The 20,293-nt window shown below is 50.2% G+C and carries 17 protein-coding genes and 1 tRNA gene; 9 read left to right on the forward strand and 9 right to left on the reverse strand.

Features of this window, described 5'->3' with window-relative positions; genetic code table 11:
• The first annotated feature begins 173 nt into the window (after positions 1 to 173).
• Positions 174 to 620: a YccF domain-containing protein gene (locus H4F65_RS05080; RefSeq protein ID WP_010276031.1), complete on the forward strand. Its 447-nt coding sequence runs from the start codon at positions 174 to 176 to the stop codon at positions 618 to 620.
• A 20-nt stretch (positions 621 to 640) separates the two neighbouring features.
• Positions 641 to 2,776: a YccS family putative transporter gene (gene yccS, locus H4F65_RS05085; protein WP_010276026.1), complete on the forward strand. Its 2,136-nt coding sequence runs from the start codon at positions 641 to 643 to the stop codon at positions 2,774 to 2,776.
• Between the two features lie 14 nt (positions 2,777 to 2,790).
• Here yccS and H4F65_RS05090 read toward each other — a convergent pair whose 3' ends face one another.
• Positions 2,791 to 3,411, reverse strand: a complete 621-nt coding sequence (locus H4F65_RS05090; protein WP_010276020.1) for a TfoX/Sxy family DNA transformation protein — start codon at positions 3,409 to 3,411, stop codon at positions 2,791 to 2,793.
• Between the two features lie 223 nt (positions 3,412 to 3,634).
• Here H4F65_RS05090 and sulA point away from each other — a divergent pair, with 223 nt between their 5' ends.
• On the forward strand, positions 3,635 to 4,141 hold the full coding sequence (gene sulA, locus H4F65_RS05095) for an SOS-induced cell division inhibitor SulA (protein ID WP_010276016.1): 507 nt from the start codon (positions 3,635 to 3,637) through the stop codon (positions 4,139 to 4,141).
• Positions 4,142 to 4,503: 362 nt separating this feature from the next.
• Positions 4,504 to 5,589 (forward strand): porin OmpA, encoded by a 1,086-nt coding sequence (ompA, locus tag H4F65_RS05100; protein WP_010276011.1) that lies wholly within the window; start codon positions 4,504 to 4,506, stop codon positions 5,587 to 5,589.
• A 152-nt stretch (positions 5,590 to 5,741) separates the two neighbouring features.
• Here ompA and matP read toward each other — a convergent pair whose 3' ends face one another.
• Entirely contained in the window at positions 5,742 to 6,200 is a 459-nt protein-coding gene (gene matP, locus H4F65_RS05105; protein WP_010276007.1) for a macrodomain Ter protein MatP, read from the reverse strand.
• Between the two features lie 177 nt (positions 6,201 to 6,377).
• On the opposite strand from matP, the gene H4F65_RS05110 reads away from it, so the two are divergent.
• Positions 6,378 to 8,147: an AAA family ATPase gene (locus tag H4F65_RS05110; RefSeq protein WP_039319764.1), complete on the forward strand. Its 1,770-nt coding sequence runs from the start codon at positions 6,378 to 6,380 to the stop codon at positions 8,145 to 8,147.
• A 91-nt stretch (positions 8,148 to 8,238) separates the two neighbouring features.
• A complete protein-coding gene (gene fabA / locus H4F65_RS05115) occupies positions 8,239 to 8,757 on the forward strand; it encodes a bifunctional 3-hydroxydecanoyl-ACP dehydratase/trans-2-decenoyl-ACP isomerase (RefSeq protein ID WP_010276001.1) in 519 nt (172 codons plus the stop codon).
• Between the two features lie 94 nt (positions 8,758 to 8,851).
• Here the strand turns inward: fabA and H4F65_RS05120 are convergent, their stop codons facing one another.
• The 4 genes from H4F65_RS05120 to betI form a co-directional block, all read right to left on the reverse strand.
• Entirely contained in the window at positions 8,852 to 9,505 is a 654-nt protein-coding gene (locus tag H4F65_RS05120; RefSeq protein WP_010275999.1) for a tellurite resistance TerB family protein, read from the reverse strand.
• A gap of 146 nt (positions 9,506 to 9,651) precedes the next feature.
• On the reverse strand, positions 9,652 to 11,331 hold the full coding sequence (gene betA, locus H4F65_RS05125) for a choline dehydrogenase (RefSeq protein ID WP_010275997.1): 1,680 nt from the start codon (positions 11,329 to 11,331) through the stop codon (positions 9,652 to 9,654).
• 19 nt (positions 11,332 to 11,350) lie between these two features.
• Positions 11,351 to 12,823: a betaine-aldehyde dehydrogenase gene (betB, locus tag H4F65_RS05130; protein ID WP_039319761.1), complete on the reverse strand. Its 1,473-nt coding sequence runs from the start codon at positions 12,821 to 12,823 to the stop codon at positions 11,351 to 11,353.
• Between the two features lie 68 nt (positions 12,824 to 12,891).
• Positions 12,892 to 13,479 carry a transcriptional regulator BetI gene (gene betI, locus H4F65_RS05135; RefSeq protein ID WP_010287197.1) on the reverse strand — a complete coding sequence of 196 codons (588 nt, stop codon included), beginning with the start codon at positions 13,477 to 13,479 and terminating at the stop codon, positions 12,892 to 12,894.
• 352 nt (positions 13,480 to 13,831) lie between these two features.
• On the opposite strand from betI, the gene H4F65_RS05140 reads away from it, so the two are divergent.
• From H4F65_RS05140 to H4F65_RS05150, 3 genes are all read left to right on the forward strand, one after another.
• Positions 13,832 to 15,865, forward strand: a complete 2,034-nt coding sequence (locus H4F65_RS05140) for a choline transporter (RefSeq protein ID WP_010287194.1) — start codon at positions 13,832 to 13,834, stop codon at positions 15,863 to 15,865.
• A 215-nt stretch (positions 15,866 to 16,080) separates the two neighbouring features.
• Positions 16,081 to 16,719, forward strand: coding sequence for an RpiB/LacA/LacB family sugar-phosphate isomerase (locus H4F65_RS05145; protein WP_010287191.1), 639 nt, complete (start codon positions 16,081 to 16,083; stop codon positions 16,717 to 16,719).
• A gap of 217 nt (positions 16,720 to 16,936) precedes the next feature.
• Positions 16,937 to 17,026 (forward strand) — tRNA-Ser (locus tag H4F65_RS05150).
• A 263-nt stretch (positions 17,027 to 17,289) separates the two neighbouring features.
• Here the strand turns inward: H4F65_RS05150 and phoH are convergent.
• From phoH to H4F65_RS05165, 3 genes are all read right to left on the reverse strand, one after another.
• Positions 17,290 to 18,078: a phosphate starvation-inducible protein PhoH gene (phoH, locus tag H4F65_RS05155; protein WP_010279663.1), complete on the reverse strand. Its 789-nt coding sequence runs from the start codon at positions 18,076 to 18,078 to the stop codon at positions 17,290 to 17,292.
• 531 nt (positions 18,079 to 18,609) lie between these two features.
• Complete coding sequence (fliZ, locus tag H4F65_RS05160; protein WP_010279662.1) at positions 18,610 to 19,125, reverse strand: flagella biosynthesis regulatory protein FliZ; 516 nt, start codon at positions 19,123 to 19,125, stop codon at positions 18,610 to 18,612.
• Positions 19,126 to 19,329: 204 nt separating this feature from the next.
• On the reverse strand, positions 19,330 to 20,052 hold the full coding sequence (locus H4F65_RS05165) for an RNA polymerase sigma factor FliA (RefSeq protein WP_014915881.1): 723 nt from the start codon (positions 20,050 to 20,052) through the stop codon (positions 19,330 to 19,332).
• Positions 20,053 to 20,293: the final 241 nt, after the last annotated feature.

The raw sequence follows: 20,293 nt of genomic DNA on the forward strand, positions 1-20,293 counted from the left end.
GAGGTTATTTGTCCATTTTTTGTCGTTTATCTGTTCCCTAGTTTACCCGTTATCGGACTTCACGCTCTAGCCTTAAAAACAGGTTAGGATATCCTGATGCTTAATGTGATAATTCTTTTACCATCAGCGAGTTTGGGACGTTATCTGGTTACCTTACAAGTACAGGAGAGACTATGCGTACTGTGTTGAATATCCTTAATTTCGTATTAGGTGGTTTTTTCACCACGTTAGCCTGGCTGCTGGCGACAGTCGTCAGCGTGTTGCTGATTTTTACTTTACCGCTAACGCGTTCATGCTGGGAAATCACCAAGCTGTCGCTCTTGCCTTATGGTAATGAAGCGATCCATGTTGATGAGCTACGTCCAGATGAAAAGAGCGCAATTCTCAGCGCTGGCGGATCGCTACTGAACATCTTCTGGTTCATTTTCTTTGGCTGGTGGCTTTGCCTGTCGCACATCATTACAGGCATCGCACAATGCATTACGATCATTGGCATTCCTGTTGGCATCGCCAATTTTAAAATTGCCGCCATCGCGCTGTGGCCAGTAGGGCGTCGCGTGGTTTCCGTCGAACTGGCGCAGGCAGCACGGGAAAACAATGCCCGCCGCCACTTTCGCTAACGCCATCTAAGGATATTACGTTGTTCACCTTCGCCCCAGGAATTCGCCGCTATGTGTATAACAGCAGTTGGCTGTATACCATTCGCATCCTTATTGCACTGAGTGGTGCGGCGGCAGTTCCCTGGTGGCTGGGTCAGCCAACATCGACAATCCCCGTCACGCTTGGCGTCGTCGCGGCCGCCCTCACCGACCTCGACGATCGCCTCACCGGGCGTCTGCGTAATTTGTTCATTACGCTGGCCTGTTTCTTTGTCGCTTCCGTCTCGATCGAACTGCTTTTCCCCCACCCCTGGCTATTTGGTCTTGGTCTGGCAGTATCGACCTGCGGCTTTATTCTGCTCGGCGCATTAGGGCAACGCTATGCAACCATCGCATTCGGCGCGCTGCTGATCGCGATTTACACCATGCTAGGCATATCCCTTTACGACAACTGGTATCAACAGCCCATCATGCTGCTGATCGGGGCCTCCTGGTACAATCTGCTGACGCTATTCGGCCATCTGATTTTCCCCATTCGCCCGTTGCAGGACAACCTCGCGCAGTGTTATCAGCAGTTGGCCCGCTATCTGGATGCCAAAGCCAACCTCTTCGATCCCGATATTGAGGAAGAAACCGACAAGCCCCTCATTGACGTCGCGATGGCAAACAGCCAGCTGGTTGCGACGCTCAATCAGACCAAGTCATCGCTGTTAACGCGCCTGCGTGGCGATCGCGGCCAGCGTGGAACGCGTCAAACGCTGCACTACTATTTCGTCGCGCAGGATATTCACGAACGGGCCAGTTCGTCGCATGTTTACTATCCGCAACTGCGTGAGAAACTGCGTTATAGCGACGTCCTATTTCGCTTTCAGCGCCTGCTGAGTATGCAGGCCAAAGCCTGTCAGCAACTGTCGCAATCCATTCTGCTGCACCAAAAATATCAGCATGACGGCCGTATTGAGCGGGCTTTCATACATCTTGAATCCGCTATTGCGCGTATCGTTGCCAACAACATGGCGGATGCCTCGCAAATTAAGGCACTCACTTATCTATTAAATAATTTACGCGCTATTGATGCCCAGTTAGCGACTATCGAATCCGAACAGGCCATTGAGCAAGAGAACAACCCAGAAAACACGCTGGCAGACGACAAAATCATGGGGTGGAGCGACATTCGCTTACGCATTAGCCGCCACCTGACGCCGCAGTCAGCACTGTTTCGTCATGCCATCCGTATGTCCGTGCTGCTCTGCAGCGGCTACGCATTAATTCAGATAACGGGCTTGCAGCACGGTTACTGGATTCTGCTCACCAGCCTGTTTGTTTGTCAGCCCAACTATAACGCCACTCGGCGGCGGCTGACGTTGAGAATCATCGGGACATTGACCGGTATTTTGCTCGGTTTACCCATCCTGTACTTCGTTCCTTCGCTGGAAGGACAGCTAACGTTGATCGTTATTAGCGGCGTACTATTTTTCGCCTTTCGCAACGTGCAGTACGCCCACGCGACCATGTTTATTACGCTGCTTGTCCTGCTCTGTTTCAACCTGTTGGGTGAAGGCTTTGAGGTTGCGGTGCCACGCATCATTGATACGCTACTCGGGTGTGCCATCGCATGGGCGGCGGTGAGTTTTATTTGGCCGGATTGGCGCTTTCGCGGTCTGCCAACCGTCATCAATAAGACATTGGACGCCAACTGCCGTTATCTTGATGCGATCATGGTTCAATATTATCAGGGGAAAGATAATAGCCTGCCTTATCGTATTGCCCGCCGCGATGCGCATAACTGTGATGCCGAACTGGCATCCGTTGTATCGAATATGTCTTCAGAGCCTCATGCGACCAGAAGTAAGCTGGACAGCGCATTCCGCTTTATGTGCCTGAATCATACGTTACTAAGCTATATTTCAACGCTCGGCGCACACCGCGGGAAAATTACCTCAACGGAAACGCTGCAATTGCTGGATGATGCCGTTTGTCATGTTGATGATGCGCTACACTGTAGCGAAGAGGAAAGTTTGCGTATCAATCAGGGATTGAAAACCATTACCGCCAGTCTTCAATCCCTTTCACCCGAGTCAGACAGTAAAGAATCATTAATTATTCAGCAAGTCGGCCTGCTGATCGGTCTCTTACCTGAACTCGTACAGCTAAAAAATGACATGATGACACAGTGAAATAGACACATCCCTTAGTGCTTTGGCCCTTTGGAGACCGCATTGTTTTTATACCATTCCAACAGTTCATTGCGGATACCGCGAGGGAGTGCCGCCTGATGTGTGCCACAAATGGCACCAGCAAGCGCCAATAGCACGTTAACACTCAGATTAGCGCGAACCTTCCGCAACTCGAGATAGCTGTTTTTCGCACCGTAATGCTGTAATTCATCGACATTCTTGATCCCTGCTTTCCACAGCAGCCGTTCGATATCGTGATTAAGATTCGGAAGATCCTTTAACCGCCCGTTGGTACTTCTGACTGCTTTATCATACTGCGCCCCGCCCAACGCCAGATGGGCGAAATACAATAGCTGATCAGCTTCTTGCCATAATGCTTCATCGACAAGAAAGTAATTCAACGGAACGGGCATACCGCGCTTGGTATAAATCAGATTAGGCATATCACGCTGCTGAAAATATTTTTCATCCTTCTTACTGGCGCGAAGATAAAGTTCCCCCTCCGACACCAGTCCAAAAATCGTTTTATTTGCTGCGATGCTGTAGCCACCAAATTGGGAACGCGAAGTGATGTCCCCCAAAGATGAAAAAGACTGCTGAGATTGCAAAATCCTTTTTTTGCATAATTGCTTCATTGCCATAATCCTTAGTATTGAAATGATCTCGTCCTGAACAATCCAAAATATCTGTAGCAGGAACAAATAATTAACCACAGCCCCGATGCGGCTTCAAACAGTAAATGTGTTTACTGTCTCTTGCATAAGGAATATGCGAAGCGCTTTCAAAAAATCAGGTTGATTTTCACGCACACAGCATATACTGTATGTTCATACAGTAACACTATGGGTAGAACTCATTATGCGTACGCAATCAATCCGCTCTCACAACATCGAGCCGTCATCATTTTCTGCAAATCAACACGCTGCGGAGCCCTCGGTTGCCACAGGTGGAATTATCAGCGAAATCGTGTACAACGCCGATCAGCCCATAGTCACACACCTGTTATTACCGCTCTTACAGCAGTTAGGCACGCAGTCTCGTTGGCTGTTATGGCTTTCACCGCAGCAAAAATTGAGCCGCCCTTGGGTCCAGCAATCTGGGCTGCCGCTGGATAAAATGGTGCAACTCCACCACATCAATCCGCTGTTTACCGTTGATGCCATGGAAAGAGCCTTGCTGACAGGGAATTACAGCGCTGTTTTATGCTGGTTACCGCACGAATTGACGGAAGAAGAGAAGGTTCGGTTACGGCACGCCGCACAGGCAGGAAATACGTATGGCTTTATTATGCGGCCAGAAAGTGCTGGCGCTGACGCCTATAGACTGTTTCCTAGCCTTAAAATTCATTCGACATTGTATCATTAAGTAAATTAAGAATTTTCTCAGCCCATTCAGGTTATATGTCTTGTCGATCGCCGCAGAGCGGTATTCTGCGGGCTTTTTGGATATATTTGATACAGCTAAAAGGCGTAAGATCTGTCAAAAGCATCTACTATTTGTTAGCAAGTATGTATGAATCGTGCGATTTTCTTATGACGCAAATCACATCATACTTGTAACTTTCTCATCACGTTGTAGACTTTAACTCGCTGGAGTTGCTCTTTTATAACGTCAGTTGACTGACAGTGAGTCATAAATAAGGGCAAAGTCTCCGACCAAAGGATTTTAACCAAAGGTTTATTAGCCCTCCGGGTTAATTGCCGATTTGGATGATAATGAGGCGTAAAATGAAAAAAACAGCTATCGCAGTTGCAGTGGCACTGGCTAGCTTCGCGACCGTCGCGCAAGCAGCTCCTAAAGACAATACCTGGTACACCGGTGGTAAACTGGGTGTGTCTCAATTCCACGATACTGGTTTCTACGGTAATGGTTACACCGGTATCAATAACAACCCGATCAAAAGCAAGTTAGGCGCTGGTGCGTTTGTTGGTTATCAAGCCAACCCGTACCTGGGCTTTGAACTGGGCTATGACTGGCTGGGCCGCATGAAGTATGCAGGTTCTACTGCTAACGCAGCAGACAGCGCGAGCTTCAAAGCACAGGGCATCCAACTGGCTGCTAAACTGAGCTACCCAGTTCTGCCTGATCTGGACGTTTATAGCCGTCTGGGTGGTATGGTATGGCGCGCAGACAGCCACGCGGCTATCGGCGGCGGCGACATCAACAACGACGACACTGGCGTTTCTCCGCTGGCTGCAGTTGGTGTTGAATACGCTATCGACAAAAACTGGGCTGCACGTGTTGACTACCAATGGGTAAGCAACATTGGTGATGCTGGTACCGTTGGTGCCCGTCCAGACAACCTGCTGATGAGCGTTGGCCTGTCTTACCGTTTCGGCCAGGATGACCGCGTAGCACCAGTTGTTGCTCCGGCTCCAACTCCAGCTCCGGCTCCAGTTGTTGAAACCAAGCGTTTCACGCTGAAATCTGACGTCCTGTTCAACTTCAACAAAGCAACGCTGAAAGCAGAAGGCCAGCAATCTCTGGATCAACTGTACACCCAGCTGAGCTCTCTGGATCCGAAAGACGGTTCCGTTGTTGTTCTGGGCTTCACTGACCGTTTAGGTTCAGAGCAATACAACCAAGGCCTGTCTGAAAAACGTGCACAGAGCGTAGTTGATTACCTGGTTGCTAAAGGTATCCCTGCGAACAAAGTCTCTGCTCGTGGCCTGGGTAAATCTCAACCAGTTACCGGTTCTACCTGTGACAACGTGAAGCCTCGTGCTGCGCTGATCGACTGCCTGGCACCGGATCGTCGCGTAGAGATCGAAGTTAAAGGCATCAAAGACGTTGTAACTCAGCCTCAGGCTTAAGTTATTAACGAAAAAAACCTCGCTCCGGCGAGGTTTTTTTTATGATGTGTATCCTTGTCCGTCACCCTGTGGGCCGTTGCTCCGCAACGTTGAAAAACGCTCCCTGCGTTTTTTATGCATGTTTGTCAGCGCAATAAATGACAAAAAACAGATCACGTCTCGTCTTTATTCAGAATGGCTTTAAGATCCTGTTTAAGCAGCGACATCTGGCTTGCATATTTTTCTTTGTGCTCGGCGTCTTCGATTAACTGCACAATCGTTTCTGATAAGGTCACTCCACGTCTCTGAGCGAGAGCCGCAAGGCGCTGCCAGACCAGGAATTCCAGATCGATCGATTTCTTGCGAGTATGCTGGTGCTCTGCGTTGAAATGGCGTTTACGCCGTGCACGAATCGTTTGCTTCATCCGGTTTTCTAAAGAGGGATTCATACATTGTGCAATCCACTCCAGCACTTTTACCGGCTGATTTTCCATTTTAAGCAATGCCTGTACAGCGTCATCCGCAGCGCTTTGTTCGAGAAAACGCGTAATCTCTTCTCCCTCACGATGCTTCTTCACCAGGTATTTCCATTTCCACCCGCACTCAAGATTTTCTAGTTGTTGATATTTCATATTAAATTCTTCAGTGACCGCGTAACGTGACTTTCAGCATAACAGTTTTCCCTGATTTTGACCGCTTTCTGGCAGCTTTCTGACAGCTTTTAAGATGATTAGCCAAACGTGGTCTGAGCTTCAACGTATGAAAGATGACGGAGAGATGACTCTCCTTATGCGAAGTCTAGATTATTCTTGTATAATCACGCTTTTCCTTCAGACGATTACATTGATACTTTGACCAGTAACCGACTCTCATGGCAGCATTTACTGCCCAATAATACGCCTTATCAAACGCTATTCACTCAGGCAGCTCAACTTGCTCCTGCTGAATTCTCCGCTATTCAGTCGCGTCTGGCAGACAGTCTGACGCTCTTTTGCCACCCTCGTTCCCCTTCCCGCTTTATGCTGTTGAAAGCGCAAGAGAATGATGAATATATGGCATTGATCGCCCGTGCGCTAAGCGCCATCTGGCCAGACTCCGGGGCGATACATGGCAGTAAATATATCATTGAGGGTCGTCATATCCGGGTCGAACCCGCCACACAGCCTGCAGATAATTTTGCCGCACAGCAGTTCTGTGGCTATCAGGAATGGATTGAGCCTGAACAACTCTTCGGCTGCGTACGCAGTTTTCACGATGAAATCACGCTGCACCCAGGGCTGATTCATCAGCTTAACGGCGGCACGTTGATCCTATCAGCCAGAGCGCTGCTGGCTCAGCCGTTGATGTGGCTACGCCTGAAGCAGATTATGGCTGAAGGCATTTATCGTTGGCAGTCACCAGACGAGCGCAAGCCACTTCCTGTTGATGTGCCACCTATGCCGCTTGATATTCGCCTGATCATTCTCGGTGACCGTGAAAGTCTGGCAGATATTCATGATATGGAGCCGGAATTAGGCGAACACGCTATTTACGGCGAGTTCGAAGCGCAATTGCAGTTGATTGAAACGGATGACATGGCGCGCTGGTGTTCCTACATCAACGCACTATGTAGCGAAAATCAACTACCGTTGCTGGACGCCGATGCCTGGCCGGCATTAGTGAACGTTGCAATACGCTACAGCGGCGATCAGGGTAATTTGCCATTATGCCCACGCTGGCTAATTAGCCAGTTAAAATATGCATCGCTATACGCCAGAGATGGTCAAATCACGGAGCAGGCGCTGGTTGACGCCGTTGCCGCTCGCCAATGGCGTGAAGGCTACCTTCGTGAACGTATGCAGGATGAAATAGAATTAGGCCAAATCCTGATCGAAACGGAAGGCGAAGTCGTCGGTCAGATCAATGGGCTTTCCGTACTGGAATTCCCTGGCTATCCCGTTGCCTTTGGCGAGCCGACACGTATCAGCTGCGTGGTTCACGCTGGCGACGGTGAATTCACCGACGTTGAACGCAAAGCCGAACTTGCTGGCAATTTACACGCCAAGGGGATGATGATTATGCAGGCGTTCCTGATTACGGAACTGGAGCTTGATCAACAACTGCCTTTCTCGGCGTCCATGGTCTTCGAGCAGTCGTACAGCGAAGTCGATGGCGACAGCGCCTCACTGGCGGAGCTGTGCGCGCTGGTTAGCGCCCTCTCCTTGCGGCCAATCAATCAGCAGTTCGCTGTGACCGGCTCCGTCGATCAATTTGGTCACGTGCAACCCATTGGCGGCGTGAATGAGAAAATTGAAGGTTTCTTTGAGGTCTGCCAGCGTCGTGGATTGACGGGAACACAGGGCGTGATTTTACCTGCGGCTAATTTACGTCATCTCTGTTTACAGGAAGATGTCGTTGAAGCGGTACGCGAAGGGAAATTCCATCTTTTCCCGGTAGAAACGGCGCCGGAAGCGTTGTCATTATTGACCAATTGCGCTTATGACGATGAACAGCAGCCAAACCTGCTGTCCGCCATTCGTGAGCGAATTGGGCAACTGACACCGCAAGAACGTAGACGTTTCCCTTGGTTTTTCCGTTAAACCAACTGGTTCAACCAGACGCAACAGACTTGCCCAGCGTACAGGTGTACGCTAATCTGCGTGCTTCATTAAAACAAGGCTTACAGAGACCATGGTAGATAAACGCGAATCCTATACAAAAGAAGACCTCCTTGCCTCCAGTCGTGGCGAACTGTTCGGCCCGAACGGCCCTCAGTTGCCTGCCCCTAACATGCTCATGATGGACCGCGTCGTTAAAATGACGGAAGACGGCGGTAAATATGGCAAAGGCTATGTGGAAGCCGAATTGGATATCACGCCTGACCTGTGGTTCTTCGGTTGCCATTTCATCGGCGATCCGGTGATGCCAGGTTGCCTCGGTCTGGATGCCATGTGGCAATTGGTCGGCTTCTATCTGGGCTGGCTGGGTGGCGAAGGCAAAGGCCGCGCGCTCGGCGTGGGTGAAGTTAAATTCACCGGACAGGTGCTGCCAACAGCGAAGAAAGTGACCTATCGCATTCACTTTAAACGTGTGATCAATCGCCGTTTGGTGATGGGGATTGCTGATGGCGAAGTGCTGGTTGACGGTCATCAGATCTATACCGCTGACGAGCTGAAAGTCGGTCTGTTCAAAGACACCAGCGCTTTCTAAGCATCAGATAGCACTGCGGGCGAAAAACCTTTCGCCCGCGTTATCCATTTATTTCTCCGACATTATCTCACCACCGCTTAAACCACTCGCCCTACTATGATGGACTTTTCAGTTCATTGGTGATCGACTGCCGTACATCTTGTGGTATCTTCAATTCGGTCGCTAACGCATCCAGATAGCTTTTCTCCATGAAGTGATCGACATCAATGACCGCGCAGCTCAAGAAGTAGACTTCAAGCGCCTCTTCCTCATTTTTCACATCTTTCGCCAGCAAAATTGGATCAAGCGGTTGTTCTATGGCTTCCTGCACCCAGCGCTGCGCTTCACTGCCCAGTTGCAGCTGCTGAATATTCTCATCAATACGCTGTTTCTCAGTCGCATCAATATGGCCGTCACTTTTTGCAGCAAAAACCAGAGCCTGGATCAGACGACGGGCACGAATATTGTCGCCCGAGGACTGAGTACCAAACTGCGGATCGTCCTGATGCGTATCGCGAACGCGTTTTTTGTACTGGTTCCACAACACCACGCCCGCCGCGGCACTACCGCCAATAATCAACGCATTTTTACCCAACGACCCCATGATTTTCCGCGTGGACTTATTCGATAACAAGACGCCCGCCAAACCGCCCAGCGCAGCAGGCTTTAGCATATCGCCCAAATTGCCGTTTTTCCCCCCTTGATGCTGATTTCCCTGCTTGCTACCGGAGCCCAATAAGCCCTGAATCTGTTGCAGCCAATTATTCATTTTCATTCCTCAAGGAAAAGTGACATCACTGATGGTGTTGTCACCCATAGTAATGGTGCGGAAGGCGTTTGTTTGTCAGATTGTGTATAGCAATGAAAAGTATGGACCGCGCTTTCTCTACGGTCCATCTGGCTATGCAGGAAGCGTCACGAAACCGACTTCAGCGGCGCTTTTCTCACAGGGGTATTTCCGGAAACATAGTAGCGCGCTTTGCTGCGCGGCAGCGGCTGACGCCGGCGGATTCGGTCGGCAATTTTCTCGGCAATCATGATGGTTGTCGCGTTCAGATTACCGGTAATAATCTGCGGCATGATGGAAGCATCCACCACGCGTAGCCCTTCCATACCGTGAACGCGGCCTTGCCCATCGACCACCGCCATCTCATCCTCTCCCATTTTACAAGAACAGGAGGGGTGGAATGCTGTCTCAGCATGAGTACGGATAAACTCGTCCAGTTCCTCATCAGTCTGAACCTCCAGCCCAGGGCTGATCTCTCGCCCACGGTATTTATCCAGTGCGGGCTGCGCCATGATTTCACGCGTAATGCGGATCGCATCGCGAAACTCCTGCCAATCCTGCTCCGTCGACATATAGTTGAACAAGATGCTAGGGTGCTCGCGGGCGTCTTTGGATCGCACTTGTACACGCCCCCGACTGAGTGAACGCATGGAGCCGACGTGCGCCTGAAATCCGTGCTCTTTCACCGCATTGCTGCCGTTGTAATTAATCGCGACGGGCAAGAAGTGGTACTGAATATTCGGCCAGGCGAACTCATCCCGACTGCGAATAAAGCCACCTGCTTCGAACTGGTTGCTAGCCCCAACACCAGTGCCATTGAACAACCATTCCGCGCCGATTTTTGGCTGGTTAAACCACTGCAACGCTGGATACAGCGATACCGGTTCTTTGCAGGCATATTGCAAATACATTTCCAGATGGTCCTGCAAATTCTCGCCGACGCCGGGCAAATCGTGCACCACGGGAATATCAAGCCCCTGAAGCAAGTCTTTCGGCCCCACGCCAGAACGTTGCAAGATCTGCGGCGAGGCGATTGCGCCCGCACACAGCAGCACCTCGCGGCGTGCCTTCGCCGTCTGCGCACTTTCCCCTTTAAAGTAAGCCACGCCGACGGCCCGTTTTCCCTCGAAGAGAATCTTGTCGGTTAAGGCATGCGTCACGATGGTCAGATTTTTACGGCCTTTTGCCTGATCCAAATAGCCTCTCGCGGTACTGGCTCGACGCCCCTTCGGCGTGACGGTTCTATCCATCGGGCCAAAGCCCTCCTGCTGATAGCCGTTAAGATCATCCGTACGCGGATATCCGGCCTGTACGCCAGCTTCAACCATCGCATGAAACAGTTCATTGTTTCCCATCTTCGGCGTTGTCACTGAAACAGGACCGCTTGCGCCATGGTAGTCATTCGACCCCACGTCTCGCGTTTCTGCTTTACGGAAATACGGCAGGCAATCAAGGTAACTCCAGTCTTCCAGACCCGGCATGGTTGCCCAGTTATCAAAATCCATCGCATTGCCACGGATGTAGCACATGCCGTTAATCAGCGATGAACCCCCCAGCCCTTTGCCGCGACCACATTCCATACGGCGATTATTCATGTGAGGTTCTGGGTCGGTTTCATAAGCCCAGTTATAGCGCTTCCCCTGCAATGGGAAAGCCAATGCGGCGGGCATTTGCGTGCGAAAATCCAAACGATAGTCCGGGCCACCCGCTTCGAGCAGCAGCACGCTTACGTCGCTTTCTTCTGTGAGACGCGTTGCCAGCACGTTGCCTGCCGAACCAGCTCCGATAATGATGTAATCATATTCCATTAGGCTTTCTCCCCTTCGTTTAAAATACCGAGTGGAATTCACCCAGTTCAACCTGTACCGATTTAATTTGCGTATAGTGTTCCAATGTTGTTATGCCGTTTTCACGTCCGACACCCGAATGTTTGTAGCCGCCCACAGGCATTTCAGCCGGAGACTCACCCCAGGTGTTGATCCAGCAAATTCCTGCCTCAAGCTGATGAATCACCCGATGTGCCCGATTCAGATCGCAGGTCACGATGCCAGCAGCCAGTCCATACTCGCTCTCATTAGCGCGGCGGATAACCTCATCCTCATTCTGATACGTCAGAATACTCATGACCGGGCCAAAGATTTCCTCACGCACAATCGTCATATCGTCCCGGCAATCTGTGAACACGGTAGGGGCAACGAATGCACCTTGTGCATATTTCTCGTCAGTCATCGGTTCGCCGCCCACCAGCACGCGAGCACCTTCACGTTTTCCGCTTTCGATATAGCGCAGTACGGATTCTCTGTGGGGGAAGCTGACCAGCGGACCAAAATTCACCTGCTCGTCAGTCGGGTCACCAATACGAATGCGCTGAACGCGCGCCAGAATCTTTTCCTCAAACTGTGCTTGCAATGCCTGCGGGATAAAGACGCGTGTACCGTTAGTACACACCTGCCCTGAGCTGAAGAAATTCGCCATCATGGCGATATCCGCTGCCCTATCCAAATCGGCATCATCAAAAATGATTAGCGGTGATTTTCCCCCTAACTCCATCGTGACGTCTTTCAGGGTCGAACCTGCGGCATTGGCCATTACCGTTTTCCCGCTGGCAATCCCACCGGTGAAAGAGACTTTGGCAATACCCGGATGCGTGGTCAGCGCCTGACCAACCGATTTTCCCGTCCCCGTCAGCACGTTGAATACGCCAGCCGGCAGCCCAGCCTCGGTATAGATTTCCGCCAGTTTCAGCGCGGTGAGCGACGTGACTTCACTAGGCTTGAAGATCATCGCATTGCCTGCCGCCAGCGCAGGGGCAGATTTCCACAATGCGATCTGAATGGGGTAGTTCCAGGCACCGATACCCGCGACCACGCCAAGCGGTTCACGACGGGTGTAGGCGAATGAGGTATCACGCAGGGGGATCTGCTGACCTTCCAGCATAGGAATCAGCCCTGCGTAGTACTCCAGAACATCAGCACCAGTCACGATATCCACAGTGCGGGTTTCCGAGAGCGGCTTACCAGTATCGTGCGTTTCAAGCAAGGCGAGTTCATCATTGCGCTCACGCAGGATATCCACGGCGCGACGTAAAATGCGCGAGCGCTCCATCGCCGTCATCGCTGCCCATACTTTCTGCCCTGCGGTTGCGGCACTGACCGCACGGTCAACATCAGCAGCAGTGGCCGACTGAATGTGAGCAATGATGTCGCCATTCGCGGGGTTAATCGCCTCAAACGTATCGTCACCCGTGCTATCGACATAAGTGCCGTTGATATAAAGCTGTTGTAAACCGTAGTGAGACATAAATTCTCCTGTCTGATGGCTGCCCGAACAAACGTTCCGGCAGAAAAGGCAAAAATGATAAGGAAGGATTACGCGCGGACGAGCTGCTGTTCGATATAGTCGTAGGTAATGCTCAGCGCTTCTTCGCGGTTGAAGGCCTCATGGTTTAGCGCCCCACGTAGCCACAGCCCATCGATCAACCCTGCCAACCCTTTCGCTGCAACGCGCGCGCGATCCTTCTGCAAACAGTGGCTGAATTCGACACACAGGTTGGAGTAAAGTCGCCGATCGTTAACCTGCTGTAACCGATGGAGCATGGGGGAATGCAGGCTACTGGCCCAGAACGCCAGCCAGGTTTTCATCGCTGCGCTATTCGTCTGGCTATCATCAAAATTCCCCTGAACAATTGCTCGCAAACGTTCACGCGGCGTATTTTCTGTCAGGTTCAGCAATCTTGATTTCACCGCCAGCCCCAGATGACTAATCAGATAACGCATCGTCGCTTCCAGTAGGCCATTTTTATCGCGGAAGTAATGACTGATGATTCCATTCGACACGCCCGCACGTCGGGCAATCTGTACGATTGAGGCATCATGCATCCCCACATCGTTAATCGCGGCCAGCGTTGCTTCGATGAGTTGCTGCCGTCTGATGGGCTGCATTCCGACTTTAGGCACCACACGTCCCCTTCATTGTCTTCCCTTCATTTTTGGGTGATGAATCACGGTAAACGACGGTGATTCATGATCCGATTTGTCCCATTAAACTTTTTTTTGATTGAACGTTCAATAAAAAATGAATATCTTTTATTGCTGAAAGGTTAAAAATCTGTATCAATTATCATGAAAAATGGTTTAAGTTCAGATGATAACTCTACCTTAAAAAGAATAATTTCTTTTTTGTTCTGATGACCATCTTCAACGGAAAGCGTACTCAGCGGATGTCCAGCGTCGTATTCTTTATATGCGCTAAGCGCGCTTCGTGGAGAGAGGAATCAGAGTATCTGTTCACGTCACGCAAGGGATAACCATGCCAGCATCAGAAACAACCACCCAACAGGATCGCCTGAATCCTGTCGTGTTCTACACATCCGCGGGATTAATCCTGACCTTCTCGCTGATGACTATGTTGTTTAATCAAGAAGCGAATGCCTGGATTACCCACGCGCTTAGCTGGGTTTCCGCCACATTTGGTTGGTACTATCTGCTAGCCGCCACGCTCTACATCGTTTTCGTCATCTTCATTGCGTCATCTCGATTTGGATCGATCAAGCTCGGGCCAGAACAGTCGAAACCTGAATTTAGCCTGATGAGCTGGGCAGCGATGCTATTTGCAGCGGGGATCGGCATCGATTTAATGTTCTTTTCCGTTGCGGAACCGATCACGCAATATATGATGCCGCCGGAAGGACAAGGCCAGACGATAGAAGCGGCACGGCAGGCCATGGTCTGGACGCTGTTTCACTACGGGTTAACCGGCTGGTCAATGTACGCACTGATGGGAATCGCGCTGGGCTACTTCAGCTACCGGTATAATTTGCCGCTGACGATTCGCTCTGCCCTGTACCCTATCTTTGGTAAACGTATTAATGGCCCGATTGGTCACAGCGTTGATATCGCGGCCGTACTCGGAACCATTTTCGGTATTGCGACCACACTGGGCATCGGCGTCGTTCAGCTTAACTACGGACTGAAAGTCCTGTTCCAGATCCCAGAAAATCTCACCGTTCAAGCCTCACTCATTCTGCTTTCCGTGATCATGGCGACCGTTTCCGTAACGTCTGGGGTCAATCGCGGTATTCGCTTCCTCTCCGAGCTTAACGTCCTGCTCGCGCTAGGCCTGATTCTTTTTCTGCTTTTCTGGGGTGATACCGAGTTTCTGCTAAACGCACTGGTCCTGAACGTCGGGGATTACATCAATCGCTTTACGGGCATGACGCTCAACAGCTTTGCGTTCGATCGCCCAACCGAGTGGATGAATAGCTGGACGCTGTTCTTCTGGGCATGGTGGGTCGCATGGGCACCGTTTGTCGGGCTGTTTCTGGCGCGTATCTCACGCGGCAGAACGATTCGACAGTTTGTTGTCGGCACATTGATCATTCCGTTTGTCTTTACGCTGCTGTGGCTCTCCATTTTTGGCAACAGCGCGCTTTATCAGGTGCTCCACGGTAATCTGGATTTTGCCAATGAAGTCATGCAGCACCCGGAGCGCGGATTCTACAGTCTGCTAGCGCAGTACCCCGGCTTTAGCTTAAGCGCCTCTGTCGCGACCATTACCGGCTTGCTGTTTTATGTCACCTCTGCCGATTCCGGCTCTCTGGTGCTGGGCAATTTCACCTCTCGCCTTGGCGACATCAACAATGATGCACCAAACTGGCTGCGAATTTTCTGGTCAGTCGCCATTGGCCTGCTGACGTTGGGCATGCTGATGACAAACGGTGTGTCAGCCTTACAGAACACCACCGTTATTATGGGCTTACCGTTTAGCTTTGTGATGTTCTTTATTATGGCGGGATTGTACAAATCACTGCGGGTTGAGGATTACCGTAAAGCCAGCTCCTTACAAACCTCAGCCCCGATGCCAATCTCCGGTGACGACCGTCTGAACTGGAAGCAACGCATCTCACGCGTCATGAATTTCCCCGGCACAACGCATACGCAAAAAATGCTGGATAACGTCTGTAAAGCCGCTATGGAGGATGTCGCGCGTGAACTGCGCCTGCGAGGGACCAGCGTTGAAGTCAACGACTTGCCGCCTGTCGAAGATGAGCGCTTGAACCATCTCGAACTGTTGGTTGATTTGGGAGATGAACAGAATTTCCTTTATCAGATTTGGCCACAGCGCTATAGCGTCCCGGCGTTTACCTACCGGGCCCGCTCAGGTAAATCAGATTATTACCGCCTTGAAACCTTCCTGTTGGAAGGGAGCCAGGGGAATGACCTGATGGATTACAGCAAAGAACAGGTGATTAACGACATTTTGGATCAGTACGAACGACACCTGAATTTTCTTCATCTTAATCGAGAAGCGCCGGGCAATACGCTGACCTTCCCTGACGCCTAACCCCTCCCCTATGGCGCTGAAATACAGCGCCATTTTCAATACGTTATGCTTTTACTCTCCCTTTTCCTTGTATCGTATTTTTCCTGAATCTATGTGCTGTGCCGCATTCTTTGCTTCCACGATTTGCGCTTTATTTTTGAAACGGTATACTGCACACATCAAATTGAAATACAGTTTTAAAAAATGTATTTGTCCGTCACAGAAAAGGAACGAACATGAAAATTGCACTGATTAACGAGAACAGCCAAGCTGCCAAAAACGCCATCATCGCCGAGTCTCTGACCAAAGCGGTTGCACCGTTGGGCCACACTGTACACAACTACGGCCAATACGCCGTTGAAGATGCAGCGCAGCTGACCTACATCCAGAACGGTATTCTGGCAGCTATCCTGCTGAACTCTGGCGCGGCTGATTTCGTTGTGACCGGTTGCGGTACTGGCCAGGGCGCAATGCTGGCTTGTAACTCTTTCCCAGGCGTAATTTGCGGTCTGGTTGTTGACCCATCTGATGCTTACCTGTTCTCTCAGATCAACAACGGTAACGCGGTATCCGTTCCTTACGCTAAAGGCTTTGGCTGGGGCGCTGAACTGAACCTGGAAAACCTGTTTACCCAGCTGTTCAAAGAAGAAGGCGGCCGCGGCTATCCGAGCGATCGCGTTGCACCTCAACAACGTAACAAGAAAATTCTGGATGCCGTAAAAGCAGTGACCTACAACGATCTGATCACCATCCTGAAAGGTCTCGATCAGGATCTGGTTAAAGGCGCGATTGCTGGTCCTAAATTCCAGGAATACTTCTTCGCTAACAGCAAAGACGAAGCACTGACCAGCTACATCAAAACGCTGCTGGCGTAATCGTCAAAAGCTGAAAAAGAACCACAGGCCATCGCGGTCTGTGGTTTTTTTATGCCAATTCCCTATTTATTTTGCCTACATGTTAACGACAGGATTACGCGGACTATCCGTTACCGTTCAATGCTTAGCCATACGCACCGTTCGTGCTAAATACTGCTTGACCGAAGCTAAGCGACTCCCTATAGTAGCGCCCCGTTGCCCCTTGCAGGCAACCCCCGGTGAGGTGTCCGAGAGGCTGAAGGAGCACGCCTGGAAAGTGTGTATACGTGAAAACGTATCAAGGGTTCGAATCCCTTCCTCACCGCCATATAAAAGAAAACGCCCTTAACGCAAGTTAAGGGCGTTTTCTTTTATGGTGATGGGACGGATGAGAAACCTTGACTGGGTTCGACAAAACGACAGGACTGGCGTTTGGGACCGACAACGGCGGCCCGCAGAGCAAGCGGCATAACGCCGCGAGTCACTCCATCCAACATCTACATACCTGATATTAAAGCGCCCCTGATGCAAATCAGGGGCGCTTTTTTATGGTGATGTCATAGGAACGTTCATTCCTATGTCACACAAACATCAGCCATAGGCATGGAGCGTACGCTGGCACAGCGCCGAGCGCACGCAGTCCTCTTTACCAAAAGAGACCACGCCAATCATGTCATCTTCAACGAAACGCTCCAGTGCGTCGCGCAGGCCGGATTTAACCCCAGATGGTAAATCACACTGCGTGACATCGCCATTGACGATAACCGTGACATTTTCACCTAAACGCGTCAGGAACATTTTCATTTGGTTCACTGTCACGTTTTGCGCCTCATCCAGAATCACAACTGCATTTTCAAATGTCCGCCCGCGCATATACGCAAAAGGCGCGATTTCGACTTTGGCGATTTCCGGCCGCAAGCAGTACTGCATGAAAGAGGCCCCCAGTCGACGCAAAAGTATGTCGTAAACCGGGCGGAAATAAGGCGCAAACTTCTCCGCAATATCTCCAGGTAAAAAGCCAAGATCCTCGTCGGCCTGTAATACTGGCCGCGTAACAATAATACGCTCAACCTCTTTATGGATTAGTGCCTCCGCCGCTTTCGCAGCGCTCAGATACGTTTTACCGCAGCCAGCTTCGCCTGTGGCAAAAATCAACTGTTTATTTTCTATCGCAGACAAGTAATGTTCCTGGGCAACAGTACGAGCTTGAATAACAGAATTATCACGATTTTCACGCGCCATTCCGATTGCTTCAATCCCGCCCATCTGTACCAGAGAAGTGACCGATTCTTCCTCACGCTGACGGTGGCTACGCGACTCACGACGGATAACGCGTTTGGCTTCACGACGAGCTTTGATCACTGCTTTTTGTCTTCCCATAGTGGCACCTTACAGTTTGTTTCACTTACCGCACTGCTCTACAGCGCGTGACGTTTAACTCACTAACGAGGTTAGGCTTCCTTATTAAGCCAATAGCAGACAGAGAATACGCATGATTCATCCACGAACAGAGTGAAAAACGGGTCAAGTGCTCATGGATAGAAAAAGAAAATATACGGAGAGTTTGGGTAACAAGAGAATGGCGCAGTGTTGAAAATAAGTGGGAGGAAAATCCCTCGCATCGGCGAGTCGGCGGTGTAGAATCTTGGCATCGACTACAAAGTCCAGAAAAGGACATTACCATTCGCGTTCCTCACTGTGACAACGACTATTCCACTGAATAATGATTGATCGCATCGTAGAACTACTGCTAACCATTGCCTAAAAATTAGTGCCGAATGATTTCAGTAGTATGACAGTGCAATAATTTGCCTCTGCAATGCAAGCATTTTTTACACTGTCATAACATTTACGTATAGTCAGTATTCCATGGTTTGGCAATATCAGCCTGAGAACGACGCATGATGTGCGTCAGAAATGCCGCTGCCAGTCCAGATATTGATCGTATTTTCGTAAGGCGCTGCGGTAAATATTTTGCTCAATACCGGGAAGGTAATCACATACGCGCTGCTGTACCCCATCGCGGTGTCGGGAAAAAGTTTCTGCGGGATAATTATTAGCGGCAAGCAGCTCATCCAGGCGCCGCAAGCGAATGACATACTCGCGCATCGTGCTATGGCGGACTTCAGTCTGCTCAATCAGATACTGTGTGAAAGCTTTAATATCGAAATAGCTAGCAGTGGTATTGCATAATATTTCGCTACAAAAGCGGCAAAGTGGGATTAATTCTTGTTGCAGACTGGACCATGTGTCGTCGTCGATAAGCCGGTCGATGCTGCCGATCGATTTTTTATTGATGAGCTGATTGCGAAATACCAGTGAAACGCGGTCGAGCTCTTTATCACACTGGGAACAGTTGGTTTGTCTGTGTTTGAAGTCTTTCAGATAACGGCTTAGGAGCTGTTTCTTCCGAATTGATGGGTGCATGAATCCATTCCATGACAATATATAACTTCAATGTGAAGCGATAGCATCGTTCATTACACCAGAGAGCCTGGTATGCTAAAAACAGGTGACATGATTCATGTAAATACTGATGCAAGACACGCATCGATATTCAAACAAGGTCATAGCCCTGCTACTTCAGTGACTGAAGATATACTTTGATAACAGTATTCCTACGCAGCGCAATTAAACATCGTTCATTAATTTCACGCGCAGGCGCTTTATCGCCTGGCTATGCAACTGACTGACTCTCGACTCTCCGACTTCAAGAACGGCACCGATCTCTTTCAGGTTCAGCTCTTCCTGATAGTAAAGCGTCAATACCAACTTCTCACGCTCTGGCAGGCTTTCAATCGCATCCATTACACGATGACGCAAATTGCCTTCCATCAGTTGATGCAATGGATTCGCATCTTCATTGCCTTCCAGTAACGCCTCTGCGCTGTCACCATGTTCTTCACGCCATTCATCGTAAGAGAAAAGCTGGCTGTTATTCGTATCCAGCAATATCTGACGATAATCCTCAAGCGTGATATTCAAGGTCTGCGCAACTTCCTGCTCCGTTGGAGTACGACCGAGCTGCTGTTCAGCCTGTTGCATTGCTTGTGCCACTTCCCGCGCATTACGCCGTACACTGCGTGGAGCCCAATCACGACTTCGTAATTCATCCAGCATCGAACCGCGAATTCGTTGGACGGCATAGGTGGTAAACGCCGTACCTTGTAACGAATCATAACGCTCAACTGCGCTTAGCAAGCCGATACCGCCAGCCTGTAGCAGATCGTCAAGCTCAACACTCGCGGGGAGACGAACCTGTAAACGCAAGGCTTCATGGCGCACTAGTGGTACATAGCGCTTCCAAAGGGAATTTTTATCCATTGTGCCTTCGGCGGTATACAAATCGCTCACAGTGACAAATACCTACGATGATAATGTTATCGACACTATTATGCTTTTAGGTAGGGTAGCCAATCGTCTGAATAGCGTCAAAAAAGGAGGGTTATTCATGCTATGCATGACAGGACTGAGTAAGGCGTCTGCGGAGAGAAACACAGACGGCACGTACATATGGTGTAATGCGACAGAAAATCTGTGATGTATATCTCTTTCGAAGGAGAAGATTCTAGCGCAGACCTCTGGCAGAGGAAAG

The organism is Pectobacterium brasiliense (genome assembly GCF_016950255.1).
Taxonomy (GTDB): Bacteria; Pseudomonadota; Gammaproteobacteria; order Enterobacterales; family Enterobacteriaceae; genus Pectobacterium; species Pectobacterium brasiliense.

What these genes read in the sequence shown, in the direction of transcription:
- phoH (WP_010279663.1), bottom strand. Translation starts at nt 18,078, where the DNA reads ATGGGAAGACAAAAAGCAGTGATCAAAGCTCGTCGTGAAGCCAAACGC.
- H4F65_RS05140 (WP_010287194.1), top strand. Translation starts at nt 13,832, where the DNA reads ATGCCAGCATCAGAAACAACCACCCAACAGGATCGCCTGAATCCTGTC.
- betA (WP_010275997.1), bottom strand. Translation starts at nt 11,331, where the DNA reads ATGGAATATGATTACATCATTATCGGAGCTGGTTCGGCAGGCAACGTG.
- H4F65_RS05120 (WP_010275999.1), bottom strand. Translation starts at nt 9,505, where the DNA reads ATGAATAATTGGCTGCAACAGATTCAGGGCTTATTGGGCTCCGGTAGC.
- ompA (WP_010276011.1), top strand. Translation starts at nt 4,504, where the DNA reads ATGAAAAAAACAGCTATCGCAGTTGCAGTGGCACTGGCTAGCTTCGCG.
- H4F65_RS05080 (WP_010276031.1), top strand. Translation starts at nt 174, where the DNA reads ATGCGTACTGTGTTGAATATCCTTAATTTCGTATTAGGTGGTTTTTTC.
- H4F65_RS05145 (WP_010287191.1), top strand. Translation starts at nt 16,081, where the DNA reads ATGAAAATTGCACTGATTAACGAGAACAGCCAAGCTGCCAAAAACGCC.
- matP (WP_010276007.1), bottom strand. Translation starts at nt 6,200, where the DNA reads ATGAAATATCAACAACTAGAAAATCTTGAGTGCGGGTGGAAATGGAAA.
- H4F65_RS05090 (WP_010276020.1), bottom strand. Translation starts at nt 3,411, where the DNA reads ATGAAGCAATTATGCAAAAAAAGGATTTTGCAATCTCAGCAGTCTTTT.
- sulA (WP_010276016.1), top strand. Translation starts at nt 3,635, where the DNA reads ATGCGTACGCAATCAATCCGCTCTCACAACATCGAGCCGTCATCATTT.
- betB (WP_039319761.1), bottom strand. Translation starts at nt 12,823, where the DNA reads ATGTCTCACTACGGTTTACAACAGCTTTATATCAACGGCACTTATGTC.
- fliZ (WP_010279662.1), bottom strand. Translation starts at nt 19,125, where the DNA reads ATGCACCCATCAATTCGGAAGAAACAGCTCCTAAGCCGTTATCTGAAA.
- fabA (WP_010276001.1), top strand. Translation starts at nt 8,239, where the DNA reads ATGGTAGATAAACGCGAATCCTATACAAAAGAAGACCTCCTTGCCTCC.